Annotated in this window: 24 protein-coding genes; 3 read left to right on the plus strand and 21 right to left on the minus strand. The window is 57.7% G+C overall.

The genetic code is table 11. The features are described 5' to 3' along the window. The 10 genes from BA177_RS13025 to BA177_RS13070 form a co-directional block, all read right to left on the minus strand. Positions 1-486 carry an LPS-assembly lipoprotein LptE gene (locus BA177_RS13025; RefSeq protein ID WP_068616878.1) on the minus strand — a complete coding sequence of 162 codons (486 nt, stop codon included), beginning with the start codon at positions 484-486 and terminating at the stop codon, positions 1-3. Then, a complete protein-coding gene (gene leuS / locus BA177_RS13030; RefSeq protein WP_068616880.1) occupies positions 473-2,929 on the minus strand; it encodes a leucine--tRNA ligase in 2,457 nt (818 codons plus the stop codon). The genes BA177_RS13025 and leuS overlap by 14 nt, the downstream gene beginning before the upstream one ends. 92 nt (positions 2,930-3,021) lie before the next feature. Further along, positions 3,022-4,548, minus strand: a complete 1,527-nt coding sequence (gene lnt / locus BA177_RS13035; protein ID WP_082990099.1) for an apolipoprotein N-acyltransferase — start codon at positions 4,546-4,548, stop codon at positions 3,022-3,024. Beyond that, positions 4,548-5,408 (minus strand): HlyC/CorC family transporter, encoded by an 861-nt coding sequence (locus BA177_RS13040; RefSeq protein ID WP_068619347.1) that lies wholly within the window; start codon positions 5,406-5,408, stop codon positions 4,548-4,550. Before BA177_RS13040 ends, lnt begins: the two co-directional genes overlap by 1 nt. 67 nt (positions 5,409-5,475) lie before the next feature. Continuing rightward, complete coding sequence (gene ybeY, locus BA177_RS13045) at positions 5,476-5,949, minus strand: rRNA maturation RNase YbeY (protein WP_231892445.1); 474 nt, start codon at positions 5,947-5,949, stop codon at positions 5,476-5,478. Positions 5,950-5,963: 14 nt separating this feature from the next. Then, on the minus strand, positions 5,964-6,965 hold the full coding sequence (locus tag BA177_RS13050; protein WP_068616885.1) for a PhoH family protein: 1,002 nt from the start codon (positions 6,963-6,965) through the stop codon (positions 5,964-5,966). 93 nt (positions 6,966-7,058) lie between these two features. Then, positions 7,059-8,399, minus strand: coding sequence for a tRNA (N6-isopentenyl adenosine(37)-C2)-methylthiotransferase MiaB (gene miaB, locus BA177_RS13055; RefSeq protein WP_068616888.1), 1,341 nt, complete (start codon positions 8,397-8,399; stop codon positions 7,059-7,061). A 45-nt stretch (positions 8,400-8,444) separates the two neighbouring features. After that, positions 8,445-10,160, minus strand: coding sequence for a bifunctional sulfate adenylyltransferase/adenylylsulfate kinase (locus BA177_RS13060; RefSeq protein ID WP_068616891.1), 1,716 nt, complete (start codon positions 10,158-10,160; stop codon positions 8,445-8,447). 136 nt (positions 10,161-10,296) lie between these two features. Beyond that, positions 10,297-10,731: a single-stranded DNA-binding protein gene (gene ssb / locus BA177_RS13065; RefSeq protein ID WP_068616893.1), complete on the minus strand. Its 435-nt coding sequence runs from the start codon at positions 10,729-10,731 to the stop codon at positions 10,297-10,299. Between the two features lie 114 nt (positions 10,732-10,845). Then, the gene (locus tag BA177_RS13070; RefSeq protein WP_231892446.1) at positions 10,846-12,042 is read right to left on the minus strand and encodes an MFS transporter; all 1,197 of its coding nucleotides are present in this window, start codon (positions 12,040-12,042) and stop codon (positions 10,846-10,848) included. 199 nt (positions 12,043-12,241) lie between these two features. Between BA177_RS13070 and uvrA the strand changes: the two genes are divergently transcribed. Beyond that, positions 12,242-15,100, plus strand: coding sequence for an excinuclease ABC subunit UvrA (gene uvrA / locus BA177_RS13075; RefSeq protein ID WP_068616895.1), 2,859 nt, complete (start codon positions 12,242-12,244; stop codon positions 15,098-15,100). A 2-nt stretch (positions 15,101-15,102) separates the two neighbouring features. Here the strand turns inward: uvrA and BA177_RS13080 are convergent, their stop codons facing one another. The 6 genes from BA177_RS13080 to BA177_RS13105 are packed head-to-tail and all read right to left on the minus strand — an operon-like array spanning position 15,103 to position 18,547. Beyond that, complete coding sequence (locus tag BA177_RS13080) at positions 15,103-15,732, minus strand: peptidylprolyl isomerase (protein WP_068616897.1); 630 nt, start codon at positions 15,730-15,732, stop codon at positions 15,103-15,105. Further along, a complete protein-coding gene (locus tag BA177_RS13085; protein WP_068616899.1) occupies positions 15,729-16,625 on the minus strand; it encodes an ATP-grasp domain-containing protein in 897 nt (298 codons plus the stop codon). The genes BA177_RS13080 and BA177_RS13085 overlap by 4 nt, the downstream gene beginning before the upstream one ends. After that, positions 16,622-17,350, minus strand: a complete 729-nt coding sequence (locus BA177_RS13090; protein ID WP_197493027.1) for an esterase/lipase family protein — start codon at positions 17,348-17,350, stop codon at positions 16,622-16,624. Before BA177_RS13090 ends, BA177_RS13085 begins: the two co-directional genes overlap by 4 nt. Continuing rightward, complete coding sequence (locus BA177_RS13095) at positions 17,347-17,967, minus strand: DUF2238 domain-containing protein (protein ID WP_068616902.1); 621 nt, start codon at positions 17,965-17,967, stop codon at positions 17,347-17,349. Before BA177_RS13095 ends, BA177_RS13090 begins: the two co-directional genes overlap by 4 nt. Before the next feature lie 37 nt (positions 17,968-18,004). Beyond that, positions 18,005-18,316, minus strand: coding sequence for a cupin domain-containing protein (locus BA177_RS13100; RefSeq protein WP_068616904.1), 312 nt, complete (start codon positions 18,314-18,316; stop codon positions 18,005-18,007). 21 nt (positions 18,317-18,337) lie between these two features. Continuing rightward, complete coding sequence (locus tag BA177_RS13105) at positions 18,338-18,547, minus strand: SlyX family protein (RefSeq protein WP_068616906.1); 210 nt, start codon at positions 18,545-18,547, stop codon at positions 18,338-18,340. A gap of 131 nt (positions 18,548-18,678) precedes the next feature. Here BA177_RS13105 and BA177_RS13110 point away from each other — a divergent pair, with 131 nt between their 5' ends. Next, positions 18,679-20,601 carry an ATP-binding cassette domain-containing protein gene (locus tag BA177_RS13110; RefSeq protein WP_068616908.1) on the plus strand — a complete coding sequence of 641 codons (1,923 nt, stop codon included), beginning with the start codon at positions 18,679-18,681 and terminating at the stop codon, positions 20,599-20,601. Between the two features lie 89 nt (positions 20,602-20,690). Here the strand turns inward: BA177_RS13110 and BA177_RS13115 are convergent, their stop codons facing one another. Next, a complete protein-coding gene (locus tag BA177_RS13115; protein WP_068616910.1) occupies positions 20,691-21,077 on the minus strand; it encodes an MAPEG family protein in 387 nt (128 codons plus the stop codon). A gap of 51 nt (positions 21,078-21,128) precedes the next feature. Between BA177_RS13115 and BA177_RS13120 the strand changes: the two genes are divergently transcribed. After that, a complete protein-coding gene (locus BA177_RS13120) occupies positions 21,129-21,395 on the plus strand; it encodes a hypothetical protein (RefSeq protein WP_197493029.1) in 267 nt (88 codons plus the stop codon). Here BA177_RS13120 and BA177_RS13125 read toward each other — a convergent pair. From BA177_RS13125 to upp, 4 genes are all read right to left on the minus strand, one after another. After that, positions 21,392-21,601 carry a cold-shock protein gene (locus tag BA177_RS13125; protein WP_068616914.1) on the minus strand — a complete coding sequence of 70 codons (210 nt, stop codon included), beginning with the start codon at positions 21,599-21,601 and terminating at the stop codon, positions 21,392-21,394. The genes BA177_RS13120 and BA177_RS13125 overlap by 4 nt on opposite strands. 245 nt (positions 21,602-21,846) lie before the next feature. Beyond that, positions 21,847-22,242 (minus strand): SRPBCC domain-containing protein, encoded by a 396-nt coding sequence (locus BA177_RS13130; protein WP_068616917.1) that lies wholly within the window; start codon positions 22,240-22,242, stop codon positions 21,847-21,849. Between the two features lie 109 nt (positions 22,243-22,351). Beyond that, positions 22,352-22,771, minus strand: a complete 420-nt coding sequence (locus BA177_RS13135; RefSeq protein ID WP_068616919.1) for a DUF1801 domain-containing protein — start codon at positions 22,769-22,771, stop codon at positions 22,352-22,354. A gap of 42 nt (positions 22,772-22,813) precedes the next feature. Continuing rightward, on the minus strand, positions 22,814-23,434 hold the full coding sequence (gene upp, locus BA177_RS13140; RefSeq protein ID WP_068616923.1) for a uracil phosphoribosyltransferase: 621 nt from the start codon (positions 23,432-23,434) through the stop codon (positions 22,814-22,816). Positions 23,435-23,625 lie beyond the last annotated feature (191 nt).

Genomic DNA, 23,625 nt, shown 5'->3' on the forward strand with positions numbered 1-23,625 from the left:
TCAAAGGGCGGATAGCTGGATCAGCACGATGCGCACGAGGTCATTGGCAATGGCATCGCGCAACAAATCTTCCTCGCGAGATTTTCCCAGCACGCGGGTTTCGTCGTAGGTGTAGTCGCGGGTTGCCGTCTGCAATTGCGGCTCCATCAATACCGCATTGCCGGCTTGCACAGAGTAATAAACCGAGTAATAGACTTCGTATTCGCGCGGCACATTGCGCGCGGATACTGACAATACGCGTTGATCCGTTTCATCGCTCAAGATGGAAAACACGGCGCTGGCGTCGGCTTTGTTATCGACCACCCGCACTCCTGCACTTTGCAATTCGCGCCGCAACTTGCGGTAGAACAGACTGTAGGTGTCGGCCGTTTCAATATAGGTGCTGCTCATTTGCGCCGGCACTGTGAGCGACGAGCGCAGCTGAAAACCGCAAGCGCTCAACGCCAGCAGCAGACCTGCAAACAGTGTTGTTCTAAACAACGACATTCACCAACCTGCCCGGTACCACGATCGTCTTGCGTATTGTCTTGTCTGCCACGAAGCGTTTGACGTTTTCGTCGGCCAGCGCAAGCTCGGCAATGGCATCTTTGCCGGCATCGGCCGCGACCGAGATTCGGCCGCGCAATTTGCCGTTTACCTGCACCACGATCTCGACCGTGTCCTGTTGCAATGCCGACTCATCGACGTCAGGCCATGACTCATCGGCTAATGCGCTGCTGTGCCCAAGCTGTTGCCACAGTTCGTGACAGATATGCGGAACGATCGGCGCCAGCAGCAGCACGCAGGATTCCAGCGCTTCCTGAATCACCGCGCGTCCGGCCGGGCTTTGATCGTCGAAGCGGTTTATGGCGTTCAGCAATTCCATCACCGCGGCCACGGCGGTATTGAATTTGTAACGACGACCGGTGTCGTCACTGACTTTGGCGATGGTCTGGTGGGTCTTCAGACGCAGTTCTTTTTGCTGCGCATCGAGGCCTGACTTGTCGAGAGCCGGCGCCCTGCCAGCCTCGCTATGCGCTTGCACCGCGTGCCAGAAGCGCTTGAGGAAGCGATGCGCGCCCTGCACACCGTCGTCCGACCATTCCAGCGCCAGCTCCGGCGGTGCGGTGGACATCATGAACAGTCGCACCGTATCGGCGCCGTAGCGTTCAATCAGTTCCTGTGGATCAACCGTATTGCCTTTTGCCTTGGACATTTTAGCGCCGTCTTTCAGCACCATGCCCTGCGTCAGGAGGTTGGTGAACGGTTCATCAGCCGCTGACAGGCCTTCATCGCGCATCAACTTCTGAAAGAAGCGCGCATACAGCAAATGCAGAATCGCGTGTTCTATGCCACCCGTGTATTGGTCTACGGGCATCCAGTAACTTTCCCGTTTGTCGAGCATCGCGTCTTTGCTATCCGGCGAGGCGTAGCGGGAAAAATACCAGGAGGATTCCACAAACGTATCAAACGTGTCGGTTTCACGCCGCGCAGCCTTGCCGCACTCCGGGCAATCCACGTTCACGAACTCTGACATATCGCGTAACGGCGAGCCGACGCCGGTTACCTTGACGTCCTCGGGCAGCACGACTGGCAGGTCGTTCTCCGGCACGGGTACTGCGCCGCAATCATCACAGTAGATTATCGGGATCGGTGTACCCCAGTAGCGTTGCCGTGATACGCCCCAGTCGCGCAGACGGTAGTTGACCGTGCGCTTGCCTCGACCTTCAGCTTCAAAGCGCGCAGCAATTGCCGCAAATGCCTGATCGAAATTCAGGCCGTCGAACTCGCCCGAATTGACCAGCACTCCACGTCCGGTCCAGGCTGCCGCGCCAATATCGATGTTACTGCCATCGTCGGGTTTGACGACCTGCACAATCGGCAAGCCGTGCTTGCTGGCAAACTCCCAGTCGCGCTCGTCGTGGCCTGGCACGGCCATGACCGCGCCGGTGCCGTAACTCATCAGCACGAAGTTGGCGACCCAGAGCGGTACTTTTTCGCCGCTGATCGGGTGCGTGGCGAACACGCCCAACGGCATGCCCTTTTTCTCCATTGTTTCCATTGCGGCTTCGGCGGCCTGCATGGTCTTGCATTCTTCGATGAAGCGCGCGATGTCGGCATTGTCAGCCGCTGCTTTTTGCGCAATCGGGTGTTCCGCGGCTACCGCCATGTAGGTTACGCCCATCAGCGTATCCGGGCGGGTCGTGAATACGGTCAGCGGTTCGGCTTCACCGTCAACAGCAAACGACAACTCCATGCCTTCCGATCGACCAATCCAGTTGCGCTGCATGGTCTTGACCGAATCGGGCCAGCCGTCCATGGAATCGAGGTTGTCGAGCAGTTCGTCCGCGTACGCCGTGATTTTCATGAACCACTGCGGAATTTCGCGCCGCTCAACCAGTGCATCGGAACGCCAGCCGCGACCGTCGATGACTTGCTCGTTCGCCAACACCGTCTGATCAACCGGATCCCAGTTGACGATCGAATTCTTGCGGTAGACCAGACCTTTCTTGAACAGGCGAGTGAACAGCCATTGCTCCCAGCGGTAGTACTCCGGGCGGCAAGTCGTCACTTCGCGACTCCAGTCGTAGCCGTAGCCGAGGCGCTTCAGCTGACCACGCATGTAGTCTATGTTCTTGTACGTCCATTCCGCCGGCGGTACGCCGCGCTTGATAGCCGCGTTTTCCGCGGGCATGCCGAAGGCGTCCCAGCCCATCGGCTGCAGAACGTGCTTGCCCTGCATGCGTTGGTAACGCGCGATGACATCGCTGATGGTGAATACCCGGACATGGCCCATGTGCAGCTGGCCACTCGGGTAGGGGAACATCGTCAGGCAGTAAAACTTCTGCTTGTCCGGGTCTTCGTCGACTTCGAAACAGCGTTTGCTGTCCCAGTAGTCACGGGCACGCTGTTCTACTTCATCGGGCGTATATCTTGCGTCGTTACTCATTGATCTCAATCGGGCTGGCGGCAGTCTGGACTGCCTGATCCGGGAAATCGGCAAGCTTACTTGGAATCGCGGCCGTGCGCAGCCCGTGCCGGTCAGCGGCGGAGGCTTAAGCGCCGTTGCCGGATGCAAATACCGGCAATCAGCGCCGCCAGGACGGTCACCGGCCAGTTGCCCGTTCGGGCATACGGGGTCATCCCGCGCATGGGTGTGACGGGGACGGTCAGGCTGGCGAACTCGAACTGCGGCACAGTGTCGATGACGGCCCCATCGGGCGCAATCAGCGCGGTAATGCCGTTGTTGGTCGCACGCATGACGTACCGCCCGACTTCGGCGCCCCGCACCCGTGCGATCTGCAGATGCTGATGTGGCGCGATGGAATCCCCAAACCAGGCGTCATTGCTGACATTGACAATCAGGCTGGCCGCGGGAAACGCGTACAGTTGTTCGGCGCCATAGGCATCTTCGTAGCAGATCGCCACCGCAATCATCTGGCCGTCCGTGGTTCGCAGCAGTGCTTGTTCGGCCGCGCCGGCGCTGAGGTCGCTGTTCGGCAAACTCATCATGCGCATCCATTCGCGAATGAAAGCCGGCACCGGAAAATACTCACCGAACGGCACGAGGTGACGCTTTCGGTACGCCTGCTCGGTCGCGCCGTCCAGCAACAACACACTGTTGTAGATATGCTCTACGCTGCCCTCCAGCTCGCGCTCCAGGATGCCGAGCAACAGGCTTTGCCCGGGTTGCAAATCACTCTGCAACAGGTCGAGGTAAGGCTGCACACGGTCGTTGATCGACGGCACCGCGACTTCCGGCCAGATCACAATGTCGCTCTCACGGGCAGCGAGCAACGCATCCCGATAGAGCCGCAGGGTTGGCTGAAATTGCTCCGGCAGCCATTTGCGCTCCTGGCCTACTCCGCCCTGAACCAGGGTGACGGCCAGGGGCTCGGCGGCCGCTTCAGTCCAGCTCCACTGGGATAAGCCACTGCCCAGCAGCCACGGCGCCAGCACAACGATACCCGCCCGCCACCGCGCCTGCGGCATACGCAGCAAAAGCAACCCACAACTGCTGGCAACCAGCAGCATCGACACACCGTAAACGCCAACGACCGGCAGCCAGCCCGCCAACGGTGAATCGATCTGGCTGTAACCCAGCGTGAGCCACGGAAACCCGGAAAAAACCCAGCCGCGTAACCACTCCACCAGCAGCCACACCGACGGACCCACGCTGAGTAACCGCCAGGGTCGACCATCGATCAGCCAGGCCAGCAGCCACCCGCACAATGCAAACCAGGCCGCCATGATGGCCACGACCGCCAGCATCAAGACGACCGCCAGCCACAACGGCGCGTTGCCGAAGTCGTGTATGGATATGTAGATCCAGTAAGTACCGCTCAGGAACAGTCCGGCACCGAAACAGAACCCGAGCTGGGCCGCGACTCGCGGCGGTGTGTGCAGACCGACCAGCAACATCGGCAGCAGGAGCAGCGGTGCGAGAAACCAGTAGCCGAATGGCGCGAACGCCAGTGGCAAAGCCGCCCCCGAGGCAAAAAGTGCTGCTCGCCGGGCGGCGGATTGTGTCAGGGCCCGCCGCAGCCACTCACTGCCGGTGACAGCCATCAGGCGTCGTCGTTCGTTGCCCGCTGCACCTGAACGGAATCAATACGTCGACGATCCGCTTTGACAACCCGAAACTCGAAATTGCCAAACTGCAGGGTCTCGCCACGGCGCGGCAGTCGACCGAGCTCATGCATCACGAGGCCACCGATCGTATCGTACAGTTCGTCATCGAGATCGCAGCCAAAGTAGTCGTTGAAATCTTCGATACGTGTCAGTGCCTGCACCGACCAGCAAGGACGGCCGTCCCGTTCGGAATCTTCAAGGATCGGGTCCGCTTCTTCCGGGTCGTGTTCGTCGTCGATCTCACCAACAATTTCTTCAAGCACATCTTCAATCGTCAGCAGGCCGGACACCCCGCCGTACTCATCCACCACAATCGCCATGTGGTTGTGGCTGTCGCGAAACTCCTTGAGCAACGCGTTGAGTCGCTTGGATTCAGGGATAACTGACAACGGCCGCAAATAGTCATCGATCCGCAATTCGCCGTTGGGCCTGGCGAAATAGCGCAACAAATCCTTCGCAAGTAACACGCCGATAACTTCATCGCGGTCTTCGCCAATCACGGGAAAACGAGAATGACCGGAATGGATAATGGTCTTGAGCATCTCATCGACGCTCTGATCGCGCTCGATAACCACCATCTGCGAGCGCGGAATCATTACTTCACGCACCTGGGTTTCAGCCACCTCCAACACCCCGGCGAGCATGTTCTGCTCCTCCGGATCGAAGACGCTTTCCGCCTGCTGCAAGAGATCCTGTATTTCTTCGCGGCTCCAGGGCTCACCTTTGATCGCACGCATTACCCGCGTGATGATGCCGGCGCTGCCCGTGCCGCTGGTACTGGGAGGTTTGTCACTCATTGAGCTGGTCTGTCTTTCCTGCGAAGTTATGCCGCGCTGGCGGCCGGCCATTGTAGCACCTGATTTCTCAGCCGCGGACCTGTTCCTGATAAGGATCCCTGATACCGGCTGTCGCCAGAATACCAATTTCTATTTTTTCCATCGCTGCGGCATCGTCTGCTGCTTCGTGATCGTAGCCAAGCAAGTGCAGAGTCCCGTGCACCAGCAGATGCGCCCAATGATCGGCGGGCCGCTTGTTCTGCTCGGCCGCCTCGCGCAGCACCACCGGTGGACACAGCACCAGATCGCCCAGAGCCACGGGCTCGTCCTCCGGCAGCAATTCCTCCTCACTGCCAGCGAACGACAGCACATTGGTTGCGTAGTCTCGCTGTCGGTAGCGGTTATTCAAGTCGCGACCTTCATCCGCGTCAACCAGCCGCACGGCTATTTCACAACCGCGTTCATCCGCATAGCCGACATGCTCAAGCGCCGCCTGTAACCAACGCTGCACGAATGCCTCATCGGGCAAATCATCGCCGCCGCAGGCGACTTGCAAATGCACTTGTAATGGCGCGCTCAGGAACGCCGTTCCTTGCCATGACCGACGGCCTCGTAGGCTTCAACGATGCGTTGTACCAATTCGTGGCGCACGACATCGCCCGGGGTGAAATAGGTGAAGCCTATACCCTTGACCTTCGCAAGAATTTCGATTGCATTCTTGAGGCCGGATGTCTGGCCCGCTGGCAGGTCTATTTGGGTAACGTCCCCCGTCACTACCGCACGCGAGCCAAAACCAATACGTGTCAAAAACATTTTCATCTGCGCGACGCTGGTGTTCTGTGCTTCGTCCAGTATGACAAAGGCTTCGTTCAATGAGCGGCCACGCATGAAGGCCAGTGGTGCCACTTCAATAATGTTGCGTTCTATGAGGCGGGCAACCTGCTCGGGCCCCAGCATGTCGTATAGCGCGTCGTACATCGGGCGCAAATACGGATCAACCTTTTGCGACATGTCGCCAGGCAGGAATCCCAGCCGCTCTCCGGCTTCGACCGCTGGCCTGACCAGAATGATCCGCCGGACCAGTTCATTCTCCAGAGCATCGATGGCTCCGGCAATGGCGAGGTAGGTCTTGCCCGTGCCCGCCGGGCCTATACCGAACGCGAGATCGTGGTCGTGAATATTCTTCAGGTACGCACGCTGATTGAGGCCGCGCGCGCGAATCAGTTTGCGCCGCGTCTGAATTTCGTAGCGCGCAGACTCATTGCTATCGGCCTCCGGGTCCAGCTCGGCGACATTCGATTCGTTCATAACGGATTCCTGCAGGCACATGTGTACGCGTTCCGGGTCGAGGTATTCGCTACCGGTCAGCTTGAACAAAGATTTGATGACCTTGCTGCCAATTTGCGCAGCGCCTTCATTGCCGGTCACCCGGAAACGATTGCCGCGACTGGATATGTCAACGTTGAGGCGGCGTTCGATCTGCCGCAAGTGTTCGTCAAACTGTCCGCAGAGATTGGCAAGACGGTTGTTATCGGCGGGTTCCAGGATGATATCCCGGGATATGGGTACAGCGTTCAATGGTGAGAAATTCGCCCTCAAAGCAGGTGGATGCCTGAGGTTTAGCCTACCGCGATCATGCGCCCTATGGAATACCTGATTGTGCCGGCGAATTCAGGCCGCCGCCTGGCGGGATGCGACCCGGCCACGCAACGAATTCGGCAGTGCTTCGGTAATGACGACGTCAATGAACTGGCCGATCGTCGACGCTGGTGCATCGAAGTTCACCCAACGCATGTTCTCAGTGCGCCCGCACATTTGTTGTGGATCTTTTTTCGACGGTTTCTCGACCAGCACACGCTGCTTCGTGCCAACCATTGCGGCACTGATGGCTTGCGCCTGTTCGATGATCTGCGCCTGCAATCTTTGCAAGCGCTGTTTCTTGACCGCCATTGGCGTGTCGTCAGCGAAGGTACCGGCGGGCGTGCCAGGGCGCGCGCTGTAGATGAAGCTGAAAGACTGATCAAAACCTATATCAGTTATCAGTTGCATGGTTTGGTCAAAATCCGCATCAGTCTCGCCGGGAAAACCGACGATGAAATCCGATGAGATGGAAATATCAGGACGTACTTCGCGCAACTTGCGAATTTTCTGCTTGTACTCGATCGCGGTATGGCCACGCTTCATTCGCATCAGGACCCGATCTGCGCCACTTTGTACGGGCAAGTGCAGATAATTCGCAAGCTCCGGCACTTCCGCATAAGCCTGAATCAGGCTGTCCGTGAACTCAACCGGGTGCGACGTGGTAAAGCGTATGCGGTCTATCCCGTCAACGGCAGCGACGTAATAGATCAGCGTCGCCAGATCGGCAATCTGGCCATCGTGCATCGGCCCCTGGTAAGCGTTGACATTCTGGCCCAGCAAGTTGATCTCGCGTACGCCCTGCCCGGCGAGGGCGACGATTTCCACGATCACATCGTCCAGCGGCCGACTGATTTCCTCGCCCCGCGTATACGGCACGACACAGAAGGTGCAGTACTTGCTGCAGCCTTCCATGACCGAAACAAACGCCGTCGGACCTTCAGCGCGTGGCTCCGGCAAACGGTCGAACTTTTCAATCTCCGGAAAACTGACATCGACCACGGGCAGGCCCGCTGCGCGCACCTTGTCGACCATTTGCGGCAACCGGTGCAAAGTCTGCGGGCCGAACACCATGTCCACGAACGGGGCGCGCCGGGTGATGCCCTCGCCTTCCTGGCTCGCCACACAACCGGCTACGCCGATCAGCATGTCCGGCCGGTTTTCCTTCAGTGAGCGCCAGCGCCCTAGCTCGGAAAAAACCTTTTCCTGCGCCTTTTCGCGTATCGAACAGGTGTTGACCAGCAGCAGATCCGCTTCCTCCGGCGTTGCCGTCAACTCGTAGCCGTGCGAGGCCCGCAATACGTCGGCCATCTTCTCCGAGTCGTACTCGTTCATCTGGCAGCCGTAGGTTTTGATGTATAGCTTCGCGCTCACGATTCGCCCATATCACTGATTTAATTGAAAAACCTGATCAGCGATCTACCGTATGTAGCCGAGGCCCTCGAGCTTGACGAGGATACGGTGCGCGGCCAGATCCGGTGTGATCTCGCTGGTATCGATGCGCACTTCGGGCGTCTCGGGCACCTCATACGGGTCGCTGATGCCGGTGAATTCGCTGATGATACCGGCCCGCGCCTTCGCATACAGCCCCTTGCGGTCCCGCGACTCGCAAACTTCGAGCGGCGTCGCGACGTGCACTTCGACGAAACCACCGCCGGCCGACGTCACCGTCTCGCGTACCGTGCGCCGGGTACGAGCGTAAGGCGCGATCGGTGCACACAGGGCAATTCCGCCGTGTTTGGCAATCTCGCTGGCTACAAATCCAATCCGCTCGATGTTCAGATCGCGGTGCTCTTTTGAAAAACCCAGCTCGCTCGACAAGTTTTTGCGCACGATATCACCGTCCAGCAGGCTCACCTGACGGCCACCGATTTCCATCAATTTGTTCATCAATGCATTGGCGATGGTTGATTTGCCTGATCCGGACAAACCGGTGAAAAAGACCGTGAAGCCCTGTCGGTGTCGTGGCGGGTGTGTGCGTTGCAGCTCAGCGACGATTTCCGGGTAGGAAAACCAGTCGGGTATCTCCAGACCCTCCTGCAAGCGCCGGCGCAGTTCGGTGCCGGAAATGTGCAGCACGTTGTCGTCGTCATTTGTCTCGTCAATCAGCACGTACTGCGCACGGTTCTCGACGTAGGCCATCAACCGGAACGGCACCATCGAGATGTCCAGCTCTACTTCGTGTTGACGCAACAAATCCTGCGCATCGTAAGGTCCGTAGAAATCCTTTCCATTACTGTCTTTGCCCGGCCCCGCGTGATCCCGGCCGACGATCAGGTGGGTGCAGCCGTAGTTCTTGCGAATGATGGCATGCCACAAGGCTTCGCGCGGTCCCGCCATTCGCATGGCCAATGGCAGCAAACTCAGCATGCTGGTCTGCTCCGGGTAATGCTTGATAATCTGCTCGTAGCAGCGCACCCGCGTGTAGTGATCAATATCCCCTGGACGAGTCATCCCGACTACGGGGTGTATCAACAAGTTGGCTTCCGCCTCGTGCGCGGCGCGCAAGGTCAGCTCCTGATGCGCGCGGTGCAAAGGGTTGCGGGTCTGGAATGCCACTACCCGACGCCAGCCAAGTTTGCGAAAGCGCTCGCGCACTTCACGTGGCGTGTTACGCAGGTGTTTGAAGTCGTAGTGCATCGGCGGCTCAACGCCGCGCAGTTGCCCACCCACGTATACCGAGTGTGTGTTGTTCAGCAACTGATAGACGCCGGGGTGAGCGGTGTCCGTAGTGCCATAGACATTCTGCGCTTCCACGGCTTTGTCAGGCGACCAGATGTCACCCACTTCCAGCGTCGCGACCAAGACGCCTTCAGGGTCTCGCAAGGCAATACGCCGGCCAGCGCTCAGCTGTGCAGCAAAGGCATCAGTGACGTCCAGCGTGATCGGAATTGGCCATAGCACGCCGTTAACAAGACGCATGCCACTGACGACCGCATCGTAATCGGCCCGGCTGTGATAGCCATCCAGCGGCGAGAAGGCGCCATTGAGCAACAGCTCAAGGTCACAGAGCTGATGTGGCGTCAGGTCCCAGGACGGCCAGTCCCTGGCCGCCAGTTTCTCGGCAGACGCGTCTGCCGCTGACAAATACAATTCCTGAAGTTCGCCGCCGTGCGGCAATTTGTTGGCACCCATACTCTACATTTTCCCTGAGGTTCGAACAGGGCCGGCCGCGCTGTATTACAGCGGGTTTGTGCCGGCATCATTTGGCGTTGGCGGAGCTTAACCCTACCTCCAAATGACGGTGCAACGAATATGGAATGCCCTTTTATTAAAACGGAATATCGTCGTCGAAATCATCCACTGATGGGCCGGGTGCCGGACCCGACGGAGCAGAACCACCTGCTGCCGGCGCACCACCACCGGAGCGACCACCGCCCAGCATTTGCATTTCGTCAGCAATCACTTCCGTCGTGTAACGGTCATTGCCCGACTTGTCCTGCCATTTGCGGGTGCGCAATTTGCCTTCGACATAGACCTGAGAACCTTTCTTAAGGTACTCAGCAGCGATCTCGGCCAGGCGACCGAACATCGCCACACGATGCCACTCGGTGCGCTCTTTTTGCTCGCCGCTCTGCTTGTCTTTCCACGATTCGTTGGTTGCAATCGTCAGATTGGTAACCGCTGAGCCGCTCGGCATGTAGCGGGTTTCCGGATCCTGCCCGACGTTTCCAACGATGATGACTTTATTGATTCCACGGGCCATAGCGGTTCCTGTTATTGGTCTTTGACGGTATCGAAGCGGCCGCCTGTGCGGCCGCTTGGAGTATTGTGCGGGCTGCCTATTGTAGAGCCTGGGACCTCAATTGCCAGTCCGATTTCAGGTCGTTTCCAACGCTTTCGTCCGCTGTGCCGACAATCCCAGTACCAGTAACCAGAGGCCAGCCAGCAGGGCGCAGGCCAGGAAGACGCGACCGGCATCGCCGTCGGTCAGCAACAGGCCGCCCAGCAATCCGCCGGCGAATGCGCCGCTGAACTGGCAGCTCGAAAACAGACCGAGAGACGCGCCACGCAGCTCGCCATCCGCCAGAATGGACAAACGGGCCGGCAAGGCCGCCTCGAGGAAATTGAAACCGGCGAAAAAGACCGCCAACGCCAGCAACACCAGCCACTGATTGCCACCGGGCAGGAACAGTGACAGCTGCCCTGCCATCAACAACGTCACTGCGATCAGCAAAGTACCGCGCTTGCCACGACGTTCGTCGCTGATTATCAATGGCACCGTGCCGACCAGCGACAACAGCAACGCACCCACATAGATATACCAGTGACTGGCCAGCTCGATACCGAGGCGCTCACTCAATACGAAGGGCAATGCAACGAACGTGGCTGTCAGCATTGTATGCAGCAGAAACACAAACAGATCGAGCTGCAGCAGCGGCCCGCGCATTGCCGCCGTCAACGGCAAGCGAACGCTGCGCCGGGTACGGCCCAGCTTACGCGGCAACAGGAACAGCATCAGTCCGGCAAGCAGCGCCAGAGCGGCTGCCATCCAGAACAGTGATCGTACGCCGCCTGCCGCGGCAATCACCGGGCCGAAAATCAACGCCAGCAGAAATGAGCTGCCAATACTGATGCCAAGTACCGCCATGCTGCGGGTCCGAATCTGTTCCCGGCTCGCATCCGCGAGCAAAGCAGTCAGCGTTGCGGAGACTGCGCCGGCGCCTTGCAGCAAACGGCCAGCAATAACGCCCCAGATAGCTGTACTCTCGGCCGCAAGCACGCTGCCGGCGGCAAACAGCAGCAGTCCGAAGACAATCACGGGAATACGGCCCACACGGTCCGAACACGCACCGAATGGCACCTGCAACAACGCCTGGGTCAGCCCGTAACCGCCAACCGCGAGTCCGATCAGCAAGGGCGTTGCACCATCAAGTTGCGCTGCGTACACCGCCAGCACCGGTAACAAGGCGAACAGGCCGAACATGCGGAACATGGCGATCGCTGCAATGACGCCGATCGCGCGGCGCTCGGCAGGCAACATCGCGCCGAAGAATCCTGATTGTGTTTCTGACATGCGAACCCGGTTTGACGGTAAACGGCTGATTAAGCACGGGATGAATGACTGCAGTGCACGGCTGCGAGCGAAACAATGTACGCCAGGATCAGTACATGTTTGGGCCGTCGCTTTGCGCCTGCGTCAGGCAGCGGCGTATATTAGCAGGTTGTTTCGCGATGTCTCACCCGCATGCCAGCCACAAGTTGAAAGCCCAGTAATGAAATCCATCAATATCCGCGGCGCTCGTACGCACAACCTCAAGAATCTCGATCTGAGCCTCCCGCGGGACCAGCTGATCGTCATCACCGGCCTGTCCGGCTCCGGTAAATCGTCGCTGGCATTCGACACGATCTATGCGGAGGGTCAGCGGCGCTATGTCGAGTCGCTGTCCGCTTACGCCCGGCAGTTCCTGTCGATGATGGAAAAGCCCGATGTCGATCACATCGACGGCTTGTCGCCGGCGATCTCCATCGAGCAAAAATCGACCTCGCACAATCCGCGCTCCACGGTGGGCACAGTCACGGAAATCTATGACTACCTGCGCCTGCTGTACGCCCGCGCCGGCACACCGCGCTGCCCGGATCACGGCACCGCGCTGGAAGCGCAAACCGTCAGTCAGATGGTCGACCAGGTGCTCGCATTGCCGGAAGGCACGCGCCTGATGCTGCTGGCACCGGTCGTGGCCAACCGCAAAGGCGAACACCTGCAATTGATGCGGGATCTGCAGGCACAGGGCTTCATACGTGCGCGCATCAATGGCGAAGTGTACGAACTCGACGAACCGCCGAAACTGGACCTGCGCCGCAAGCACAATATCGATGCGGTCATTGATCGCTTCAAAGTGAAGGCAGACCTGAAACAGCGCCTGGCAGAATCGTTTGAAACAGCATTGAAGCTGGCTGACGGCACTGCACGGATTGTGTTCATGCAAGAGCCGGAGCGCGACGAGCTCGTCTTTTCTGACCGATTCGCCTGCAATGTTTGCGGCTACAGTCTCACCGAACTTGAGCCGCGGTTGTTCTCGTTCAACAATCCGAACGGTGCCTGCCCTACCTGCGACGGACTCGGCGTCAAGCAGTTTTTTGATCCCGAGCGGGTCGTCGTCAACTCTGATCTGTCACTCGCCGGCGGCGCAATTCGCGGCTGGGACCGAAAGACGACGTATTACTTCCAGATGATCAAGAGCATCGCCGATCACTACAAGTTCGACATAGAAACACCATTTTCGGAACTGGACGACAAGCTGCAGAAAATCGTGTTGCAGGGCAGTGGCAAGGAAAAGATCGAGTTTCACTACGAAAACACCCGCGGCATGCAGATACGGCAGAAACACCGCTTTGAAGGTGTCATTCCCAATCTTGAACGCCGTTACAAGGAAACCGAATCCTCAGCCGTTCGCGAGGAATTGAGTCGCTTCCTAAACAGTCAGCCCTGCCCCGAATGCAATGGCACGCGTCTGAACCGTGCGGCTCGCAATGTCTTCATTACAGACCGTTCGTTGCCGGAAATTTCTGACCTGTCCGTTGGCCACGCACGCGAATTTTTCTCCCAGCTGAAACTCGAAGGCTGGCGTCAGACCATTGCTGACAAGATCGTCAAGGAAATTGGCGCGCGCCTGGGCTTTCTCAGCGACGTGGGTCTCGACTACCTGTCGCTTAATCGCAGTGCGGACACTTTGTCCGGCGGCGAAGCGCAGCGCATACGCCTGGCCAGCCAGATCGGCTCCGGTCTTGTCGGCGTGATGTACATACTCGATGAACCGTCCATTGGTCTGCACCAGCGCGACAACCAACGCTTGCTCGGTACGCTGATACACCTGCGTGACATCGGCAATACGGTGATCGTCGTCGAGCATGATGAAGAAGCCATACTGGCCGCCGATTACGTTGTCGATCTTGGTCCCGGCGCAGGCGTCCACGGCGGCCAGGTCGTCGCAATGGGCACACCGGATGACGTCAAGAACAACGAACGTTCGTTGACCGGCCAGTACCTGTCGGGCCGCCGGGTTATCGCAATGCCTGAGGAGCGGCATAAGGCTGATCCGAAACGCGAGATCCGAATCGAAGGAGCACGCGGCAATAACCTCAAGAACGTCAGTGCGTCCTTTCCGATTGGCTTGATGACCTGCATCACCGGTGTCTCAGGGTCGGGCAAGTCAACGCTCATCAACGACACCTTGTACAAGGCGGTCGCCGGGGACCTTAACCGGGTCAACAAGAATCCGGCGGCACACGATGCCGTGCACGGCCTCGACCACATCGATCGCGTCATCGACATCTCGCAGTCGCCAATAGGCCGGACGCCGCGTTCGAACCCGGCAACCTACAGCGGTCTGTTCACGCCGATACGTGAACTGTTTGCCGGGACCCAGGAAGCACGCGCGCGCGGCTACATGCCGGGCCGGTTCAGTTTCAACGTCAAAGGCGGACGCTGCGAAGCGTGTCAGGGCGACGGCGTAATCAAGGTTGAAATGCACTTTTTGCCCGACGTCTACGTGCCTTGCGACGTATGCCGGGGTCAACGTTACAACCGCGAAACCCTGGAGATACGCTACAAGGGCCGCAACATCCACGAAGTACTGGACATGACGGTTGAGGATGCGCTGGAATTTTTCCGCAATGTCCCGGTCGTGGCCAAAAAGCTGCAGACCTTGCTGGACGTCGGCCTCTCGTATATTCGCCTAGGACAAAATGCGACTACACTGTCCGGCGGTGAAGCGCAACGCATCAAGCTGGCCAAAGAACTGTCAAAGCGCGATACCGGCAGTACGTTGTACATCCTGGACGAGCCGACCACCGGCTTGCACTTCTATGACATTGAGCAGCTGTTGGCAGTGCTGCACAGACTGCGCGATCGCGGCAACACCGTTGTCGTCATCGAACACAATCTGGACGTCGTGAAAACCGCGGACTGGATTATCGACCTTGGTCCGGAGGGCGGTGACGGTGGCGGCGAGATTATCGCGTTCGGTACACCCGAACAGGTAGCGGCCAACAAGAATTCGTTTACCGGCGAATACCTGCGCCCATTGCTGGGCGGCGTGGCGGAGAAAAAGCCTGCCCGAAAACGCCGTTAAGCTCAGTCGCTGGTCTCAAGCCTGACGACGGAGGTGATTTTCACCGGCGCCGACAACAACTGCCCCTCGGTGTATGGGGTCTCGGATGGCGCGCTCGCATCGCTCAGATGAATGCGGCGCACCGTATCCATGCCACGGGTCACCCGACCAAACGCGGCGAACCCCTGCCCGTCCGGGTTGCGCATGGCGCCGTGATCCAATCCCGGCTGCGCCCCTATGCAAATGAAAAATTCCGCGGCTGCCGTACCGACATCGCCACGCGCCATCGACAACGTGCCGTCCTCGTGAGTCAACCCGGTCTTTGCGGTCGATTCATGAGCGATTGGCGGGAACGCCGGCTGCGCATCGCCGATGCCGCCCTGAATGACTTCTATCCACGGCTTGCCCTTGTCATTTTCAAAGGTGACCGTTCTGTAGAAGGTGGCTCCGTCGTAATGACCGCCGTCAACATAAGCGAGGAAATTGGCGACTGTCAGCGGCGCGCGGTCGGCATACAGCTCGATCTCGATCGGTCCTTCGCTGGTTTGCATCAACAGCCGCACAGTTCCAGCATCCGCAGCGTTGGCGACAGCGGAAAAGTACAACACCACTGTGGCGACAACACCCAACACAAATCGACAGACAGTCTTCATTTCTCACTCCTGGATTGCACGTAGTGGTCGAACGCCACGGCAAACCGCTCTGGTGCAGCGTCAACCATTCGAAGGTACAACGACGGCTCGATCAATTCGAGCTCCATCAACAGAAACCGGCCATCGGCGGCCCGGACGAAATCCGCGCGCGCGTATAGCGGCATGGGTTTTATGAGTTGCATAAGTTGGTCAGCAGTTTGCTGCAATGCCGGTTCAACATCGACCGCCAGTATCCGGGCGCCGTGTTCTTCCTGTACCCGGAAATCAGCCGGCTTCGGCACTTTGCGAATGGCGTGACTCATTTCGCCACCAATATAGAACAGTGAATACTCACCCTCAGATTGGATGGCCGCCACAAACGGTTGCGCCATGCACGGGCGTGCAGCAAACGTATCAAGCAATATCGCGCGTATCTCCGGACTGATTTCCCGCTCCAGCAAGAATGTGTTGGAAGCGTTGGTACTGATGACCGGCTTGATGACTATGCGCTCACTATCAAGCTTGTCATGCAGTCCGTTCAACAGCGGCTCCGTCAGGGTATCCAGCCACTCAGTAGGGACGATAGCAACGCCACGGGATTCGAGATCGCGCAAATACGTCTTGGCCAGATTCCAACGTAACAACGAAAGGGGGTTCGCCAGCACGGTACCGGATGCTTCGATGCGCTGCAGTGCCTGCAAGAATGTCTGCGGGTCATCCGGGTAGTCCCACGGTGTGCCAACGTAGACGCCGTCGAAACTGGCCCAGTCGTCGCGTTCGCTGCGCCAGGGCAACACCTCGACTCGCCAGCCTTTTGCCTGCAACGGAGCAATGGCGAGATCCGCATCAATCGACCAACCTTCGGTATTGTCCATCGTCAAGAACGCGCACCGGCGGCTTCCGTCTGTACTCATTGAATCTCGTCCGGAAAACGCCCGTTCGCCAGGAACGCCAGGGTCAGTTCAATGACTTCACGGTCCCGCATCATGAAGGCATGACTGGCATGCACCTGGCGAAAATCGCTCATGCCGTCCAGTTTCGTATCGTCAACGGTGACCCGACCGTCGTTGGGCTTGTCGAGCATGACATAGGTAACCGGATCAATGGACCGATCGCCGGCGATCACCGCGAACTCGAACGTAGGCGCGCCAAGCTTGAGCGGCACGCTGTCATCACCCTTACCCAGCTCGGAACCTGCCGGTCCGTTGATGAAATCGAAACCCGGGAGCAAACGCCATTTGTCGGCCGCAGCACTGCCATTGTTCGGTGGTCCGAGCATAACCACCCTGCCGAGGTCGTCAAGCCGCTGTTCGTTGGTGTAGTAACGCAACAGAATTCCGCCCAGCGAATGCGTTACGAAATGAATCGGCCCGTCAGGTCGCAAGCGCCGGCATTCGGCAACACCTTCGTCGACAGCTAACGGTGCCAACAAGGCGATGGGGTGTTCGCGGGACGGATAGCCGACATTGGCGACAGCGTAGCCAGCCGCGGTCAACGCTTTCTCCATCGGCACCATCGAACGCTCGGTGCGGGCCATGCCGTGCAACAGCACAACGCACTCCTTGCTACGGTCAAGGTCAGTGGCAGACGACGGACCGGTCATGCTAAAGGCCAGCACAGCATACAGGGCAACATTCATAGTACCTTGAGCTGCCTATCCTGCAAGCGCCCCAAAAAGACCAACGCCAGCAAAGCTCCAGTCAACGCGAATGCCATGTCCGATTGCGTATCCCAGATATAGCCCTGGGTCCCAAGAAAGGATTCCGCGGCCTCGTCCGACATCAGTGCAACCCACCATTCGATCAACTCGTAGAACGCACTCACAGCCAGACAGAAGCATACAATGAAAAAATTGCGCCACGACGCAGAGTTGAAAACCCCCTTCACGACAACGACTTCGCGCGCGACCATGGCTGGCACGAAACCCTGTACGAAATGCCCAAGTTTGTCGTAGTTGTTGCGCGACTGATCGAGCGCTTCCTGAATCCAGTCAAATAACGGGACCTCGGCGTAAGTGTAGTGACCACCGACGATCAGGATGACACAGTGCACGAGTATCAAGGCATACGTTAATGGCGTTAGCGGAAACCGAGAGCGCGTCAGCAACAGAACCAGCGCGCCGATGACGGCCGGCATCACTTCCAGCAACCATGTCGGGTAGTCGTGCGGCTTGATTGCCGACCAAATCAAAACCGCGAGGAATACGCCGGTCCACAGCCACGCATTCCTGTTCCAGGGATTGCTTACATCACTCATACAGCCTGCTCCTGTGGACGCCCCGGCGCCAAGCGAACTATACCTTGAACCAGAATTCTATCTCCGACGTCGCCACCTCAAACCGCGCCGCATGTTGTTCCTCCGGCTCCAGCTGATACCACTCTCCGACTCCGTAGCGTTCTTCCTGTTCGCCCCGCGTCAGTATCAACTCGCCTGCCGTAATCACGCCTGCATTGCGGGACGGATGAGTGTGGGCAGCAATGACCGTGCCGGCCGGGTACGACGCGAACAACACTTCACAACGCTCGGCGGCGAGTCGATACGCATCGAACGGGCCGTCGAATTCGGGCAAAGACTGAATCAGGTCGGGGAAAAGCGAACGATCCATAGCGTAACCTCCTGCGGTGAATCAGTAGTGCGGCGGGCGTTCGTCGCCGCCGTCGTCGGCACCTTCTCCGTTAGCCGCCATAGACTGCAAACGTTCGATCAGCCTTGCCGACAATCGCTCGAGGCGGGTCAACTGTGACTGCTGATCGGTCAGCACCTGGTTAAGCTCTCCCAACATCACCTCTTGATAGGCAAGTTTGGTCTCAATCTCGATTATGCGTTGTTCGTCCATAGCTCTCACCTGTATCCTCTTGCACAGCCTGGCCCGGCAGACTGCTGACAGACAGTACGGTGCCTGCCACGATTGTTCAATCCCGCAGCCGTCCGTGCACCGCCACCACACGAGCAAGTAAGCGCAAAAGCATGTCCCTCATTCGATTCGAAGACGTTTCCCTTGATTTTGGCGACCAGAAAATACTGGACGCCGCCAGCTTTGCCATTGAGACGGGCGAGCGCGTTTGCCTGATCGGTCGCAACGGCGCGGGCAAATCCACCACCCTCAAATTGATCAGTGGCGAAATCGAGCCGGACCGCGGCGAGGTTGTCTACACGGACAACCTGGTAATCAGCCAGCTGGCGCAGGCACTGCCTGAAGCTGGCGACATGAGCGTTAGCGACATGGTGCGCTCCGGGCTGGGCAATGCACAGTCGCTGCTGGACGACTACAGCCGGCGGGCGGCCAATGTCAGCAACGATGCCGAAATGCAGGAGCTCGAAGCGTTGCACCGGCAAATCGATGCATTGGGTGGCTGGCAAATCGAACAACGGGTAGAAAGCACGATCAGCGAACTCAACCTGCCGGCACACAAACGCATGAGCGAGCTATCCGGTGGCTGGCGTCGACGCGTTGCACTGGCACGTGCCCTGGTACGCAAACCCGACCTCTTGTTGCTCGACGAACCGACCAACCACCTCGACATTGTGACCATTGAGTGGCTTGAGCATGTGATTCTTGGCTTTCAGGGTGCCGTCTTGTTTATCACCCACGATCGCGCGTTCTTACAAAAACTCGCCACCCGTATCGTCGAGATTGATCGTACCCGGCTAAGCAGCTGGCCAGGCGATTTCGCCAACTTCCAACGCCGCAAGGAGAAGGCGCTGGAAGACGAGGCAGCCGAGAACGCGCGCTTCGACAAAAAACTGCAACAGGAAGAAATCTGGATTCGGCAAGGCATCAAAGCCCGTCGCACCAGGAACGAAGGTCGCGCTCGTGCACTGGTCGCCATGCGCAGGGAACGGGAAAAGCGCCTGACGCTGGATGACAACGCGCGTATGCACATCGAAGAAGCGGAAAGTTCGGGTCGTAAAGTAATACGCGCCCGTAATCTGAGTTATCGCTATGACGAACAAGTCTTGTTGGAAGATTTTTCCATCCAAATCATGCGCGGCGATCGAATTGGAATACTGGGTAACAATGGTGTCGGCAAAACCACCTTGTTGCGTTTGTTGCTCGGCAAACTCGAACCTCAGACTGGCACGGTAAAACACGGCACCAATCTGGTCGTTGGCTATTTTGATCAGCTGCGCGAGTCTCTCGAACCGGAAAAATCGGTCGCGGAGAACGTTGGCGAAGGCCGGACCTATATCAATCTGGGTGGCAAGGACCGGCACATCATCGGCTATTTAAAAGGGTTCTTGTTCAGTCCGAAACGCGCACTCACTCCGGTGAAAGCATTGTCCGGCGGTGAGCGTAATCGCGTGATCCTCGCCAAACTGTTCACCCGTCCCGCAAATCTGCTGGTTCTCGATGAACCCACCAACGATCTCGACATGGAAACTCTCGAAGTCCTCGAAGACAAACTGACACAGTTTGCGGGCACGCTACTGGTTGTCAGTCATGACCGGCAGTTTCTGGATAACGTGGTCACCAGCACCATCGTGTTCGAAGCAAACGGCGTCGTCAGGGAGCACGTCGGCGGATACAGCGACTGGCTGCGCCAGGGACAAGCCCTGGCCGAAATGGAAAACCCGGCACAGAAGGCAGCGGAGCGCCGCGAAGAAAAACGAGAGGCACAAGCAGCCAGCGGCGCCGAGAAACTGAAATATCACGAACAACGCGAACTGGATGCATTGCCAGAGACGATCGAGCAACTTGAAAAGCAAATCGACGCGCTGCAGCTGAAAGTTGCCGCGGCAGATTTCTACGCGGCGGGTCATGAAGCCGCACAGCCTGTACTCGACGAGCTTGCCGAAAAACAGGCAACGCTTGAGCAACTTATTGACCGCTGGTCAGAACTGGAAGAAAAGCAGCAGGCTTGGCGTGAGTCACGCGGCCGCACGACTTAGCTGGCCCGCGCCACATGCTTTTTCGCCACGTTTCGTGCTTTATAACCGCCACGTAACGCAACGCAGCGACGCCACATACCTGGCAGCGTTTACAGCAGTTGCAACGCGATAGCCATCTGGCAAATAAAGCCAACTGCAAACGCCAATGTACGTACCCACGGAACAGAGAACGTGTACGCAAACACGTGTACCAGACGAGCATAAAAATACACCTGGCACGCCATGACGGTAGTGTCATTGCTGACACCAACCGCGTTCGCAACAAGTACCAGCGCCGCGAACACCACAAGGTTTTCCACAGCATTGGCGTGCGCCAACTTCATCTTTTGAGCCCAGCCGGACAAGGGCTTGGGTTCAACCGGATAGCCCACAGCATCGATCAGACCGCGAACGGCGATCATATTCAGTATGTAAGGGATCCACAAAACTGCCGTCAGCGTTGCTACCCAAGTAAGACTCATGAGTTCACTGCTCATACCGTTCTCCTCGTGGTTTATCCAACGTTATTCTGCTTATTGGTACCGACGTTGGCCGATGCAAGCGCATTGCATGGTGCGACGGTCATGCGTATTCGCTATTGCATCGTGCATGTCGAACGCATTAACCATAGCAGTCAGCGTAACGGTCTGCCTGAATCCAAAACAAAAAAACCCGAAGCGCAGCAAAACTGCCGCACTTCAGGCTTCATCGCGCCGTACAATCCTGTGCGATTTAACGCCCAGAAAACGATTGTCAGCGTCGGAACAACCGCCGTGGGTACGTACTCACTGCAAGCAGCAAGTACGTATTGTTAAAGCGGTGTAACGTTCTCTGCCTGCGGGCCTTTCTGGCCTTGCGTTACTTGCATAGACACGCGCTGCCCTTCATGAAGGGTCTTCCGGCCGTCACCTGCAATGGCGCTGTAATGGACAAAAACGTCTTTGCCACCTTCGCGCTCAATAAAGCCAAAACCCTTTTCATCATTGAACCACTTTACGGTTCCTTCAACTTGCTCTGACATATCGTTCTTTAGCTCTTGTAACTGCCAATTTACTTGGCTTGATGAACACCGGATTGACCGGCGGTGAACTCACAAGTCTGGGATACAAAAATCGCCAGCTGAATCGCTGACGACATTGAGCAGATTTGAGATGGAGCTATGGTACGCCTGAAATTGAATTGTGCAAATAATTGGCGGTCCGCAGGAACCCTATTTGAGACGGTATTTATAGCGGTTACAGCAAGTCACAAAGAGACAGATCTGTCTTAATTGTTCTGCAGGTACGACAGCCACGGTTCAAAGTAACGGGAATCCCATCCACCGGTAACACCCTGGTAATCGTTTTCCGGTACGTCGACATGCACAAGGTCAATACGACCTTCGCCATCTTCGTCGGAAAAAGACAGTATCAAGGTTGAGTCGGGCGCATCGTCGGCGAAGTTGACCGAACGCCATGATTGCACGATCAAACGTGGTTTGATGACGCTTAACATCGTCCCTTTCAACAACCCGCCAAAAGCTTCGAACGGTGCGCCTGCTACATCACTGACCCTGGCGGGTGCACCCGTGAATGCGGCATGCACATCAGCGTCAAGGTACATCCGGAACAACTGATCAGCCTTCGCCGGCAGTACGATCGTCTTGTTTATAGTGCTGCGCATGACCTTGCTCCTAAGCCTTTATTCACCTTGCAGATACCGAAAAACGAATGATGCCATAACGCGCAATTATGGGGAGTCACCGACCGGTGCGAGCACCCGGCAATGCAAACTACTGGCCGTACTTGCGCTGCATGAACTGGACCGATTCAGTGATCAACAATTCCAGTACCGACTTGTCTATGTCGGCCATCGATTTGATGTAGAGGCAGGACTTGCCAGTCTTGTGCTTGCCCAGTTTCTGCATCAAGGAACCGTACATTGAGAAGCCGGGCATGATGTACAGGGTCAATGCCTGTTTCCGCGGCGAGAAACCACACAGAAACCAGCGGCCGGCACGACCGCTCGCGTACCGGTACTCGTAGCTACCGAAGCCTACGATGTTGGTCCCCCACATGGCCGGTTTAAAGCCGCTGGCGCGACGCATGATCACGGACAAGGCTTTGCTGTCAGCCCGTCGTCGAGGGTCTTCGATCGCGTTCAGGAATGCCGCAACGCTTTGCGAGGTTCGTTGGGTTTTAGCTTCAGCCACCTTTGCATACCCCGGTACAGTACGTACGGTTTGTATGAGGATCTAACGCGTACCAAACAAGCGATCTCCGGCGTCACCCAGCCCAGGCACGATGTACTTGTGATCGTCCAGGCGTTCGTCAATGCTCGCGGTATAGATAGTCACGTCCGGGTGCGCCGCTTCGACGGTCTGCAGGCCTTCCGGGCAGGTGACGATACACACAACGACGATTTTTCTGGCACCGGCCGCTTTCAACACATCAATTGCTGCCGCTGTTGAACCGCCGGTAGCCAGCATCGGGTCGATGACTATGCACAAGCCATCTTTCGTCTGCTCCGGAAGCTTCTGGTAATACGCCACGGGTTGTTTGGTCGTTTCATCGCGGTACATACCGAGAAAGCCGACCCGCGCCGTCGGCGCCAGATCCAGTATGCCTTCCAGCATGCCTACACCGGCACGCAGTATGGGAACGACGACGAGGTCCTCTGCAATCACATGACAAGCAGCTTCCGCAATCGGCGTCTGTACGGTAACTTTTTCGACTTTTATTTCCTTCAGCGCTTCATAGCAAAGGAACATCGTAATTTCCGTCGCCAGTTCGCGGAATTTCTTGTGGCCGGTCTCTTTGTTGCGTATCAACGCCAGCTTGTGCTGAACGAAAGGATGGGTAATTTCTTCGTGCATGGGTCGAGGCTCCTTGTCGGCACCGAATTTCAAGGCGGATTGCGTGCGGCGATGCCTAAGTCAGGCCGGTGATTAACCCGCCTTTACCGCGAGCTCTCGTACTGACCGGCCACGCAGGCGGGGTCGTGAGTGCTCAGTATATACCAGCAACCACACTGCCGTAGCGCACTGCAAAAGCAAGACGGCCTGAC

The sequence above is a fragment of the Woeseia oceani genome, from assembly GCF_001677435.1.
GTDB lineage: Bacteria > Pseudomonadota > Gammaproteobacteria > Steroidobacterales > Woeseiaceae > Woeseia > Woeseia oceani.

What these genes read in the sequence shown, in the direction of transcription:
- BA177_RS13070 (WP_231892446.1), bottom strand. Translation starts at nt 12,042, where the DNA reads ATGTCAGAAACACAATCAGGATTCTTCGGCGCGATGTTGCCTGCCGAG.
- BA177_RS13115 (WP_068616910.1), bottom strand. Translation starts at nt 21,077, where the DNA reads ATGAGCAGTGAACTCATGAGTCTTACTTGGGTAGCAACGCTGACGGCA.
- BA177_RS13095 (WP_068616902.1), bottom strand. Translation starts at nt 17,967, where the DNA reads ATGAGTGATGTAAGCAATCCCTGGAACAGGAATGCGTGGCTGTGGACC.
- uvrA (WP_068616895.1), top strand. Translation starts at nt 12,242, where the DNA reads ATGAAATCCATCAATATCCGCGGCGCTCGTACGCACAACCTCAAGAAT.
- BA177_RS13085 (WP_068616899.1), bottom strand. Translation starts at nt 16,625, where the DNA reads ATGAGTACAGACGGAAGCCGCCGGTGCGCGTTCTTGACGATGGACAAT.
- BA177_RS13100 (WP_068616904.1), bottom strand. Translation starts at nt 18,316, where the DNA reads ATGGATCGTTCGCTTTTCCCCGACCTGATTCAGTCTTTGCCCGAATTC.
- leuS (WP_068616880.1), bottom strand. Translation starts at nt 2,929, where the DNA reads ATGAGTAACGACGCAAGATATACGCCCGATGAAGTAGAACAGCGTGCC.
- BA177_RS13060 (WP_068616891.1), bottom strand. Translation starts at nt 10,160, where the DNA reads ATGGGTGCCAACAAATTGCCGCACGGCGGCGAACTTCAGGAATTGTAT.
- BA177_RS13125 (WP_068616914.1), bottom strand. Translation starts at nt 21,601, where the DNA reads ATGTCAGAGCAAGTTGAAGGAACCGTAAAGTGGTTCAATGATGAAAAG.
- BA177_RS13090 (WP_197493027.1), bottom strand. Translation starts at nt 17,350, where the DNA reads ATGAATGTTGCCCTGTATGCTGTGCTGGCCTTTAGCATGACCGGTCCG.
- BA177_RS13105 (WP_068616906.1), bottom strand. Translation starts at nt 18,547, where the DNA reads ATGGACGAACAACGCATAATCGAGATTGAGACCAAACTTGCCTATCAA.
- BA177_RS13130 (WP_068616917.1), bottom strand. Translation starts at nt 22,242, where the DNA reads ATGCGCAGCACTATAAACAAGACGATCGTACTGCCGGCGAAGGCTGAT.
- ssb (WP_068616893.1), bottom strand. Translation starts at nt 10,731, where the DNA reads ATGGCCCGTGGAATCAATAAAGTCATCATCGTTGGAAACGTCGGGCAG.
- BA177_RS13080 (WP_068616897.1), bottom strand. Translation starts at nt 15,732, where the DNA reads ATGAAGACTGTCTGTCGATTTGTGTTGGGTGTTGTCGCCACAGTGGTG.
- BA177_RS13025 (WP_068616878.1), bottom strand. Translation starts at nt 486, where the DNA reads ATGTCGTTGTTTAGAACAACACTGTTTGCAGGTCTGCTGCTGGCGTTG.
- upp (WP_068616923.1), bottom strand. Translation starts at nt 23,434, where the DNA reads ATGCACGAAGAAATTACCCATCCTTTCGTTCAGCACAAGCTGGCGTTG.
- BA177_RS13110 (WP_068616908.1), top strand. Translation starts at nt 18,679, where the DNA reads ATGTCCCTCATTCGATTCGAAGACGTTTCCCTTGATTTTGGCGACCAG.
- lnt (WP_082990099.1), bottom strand. Translation starts at nt 4,548, where the DNA reads ATGGCTGTCACCGGCAGTGAGTGGCTGCGGCGGGCCCTGACACAATCC.
- BA177_RS13040 (WP_068619347.1), bottom strand. Translation starts at nt 5,408, where the DNA reads ATGAGTGACAAACCTCCCAGTACCAGCGGCACGGGCAGCGCCGGCATC.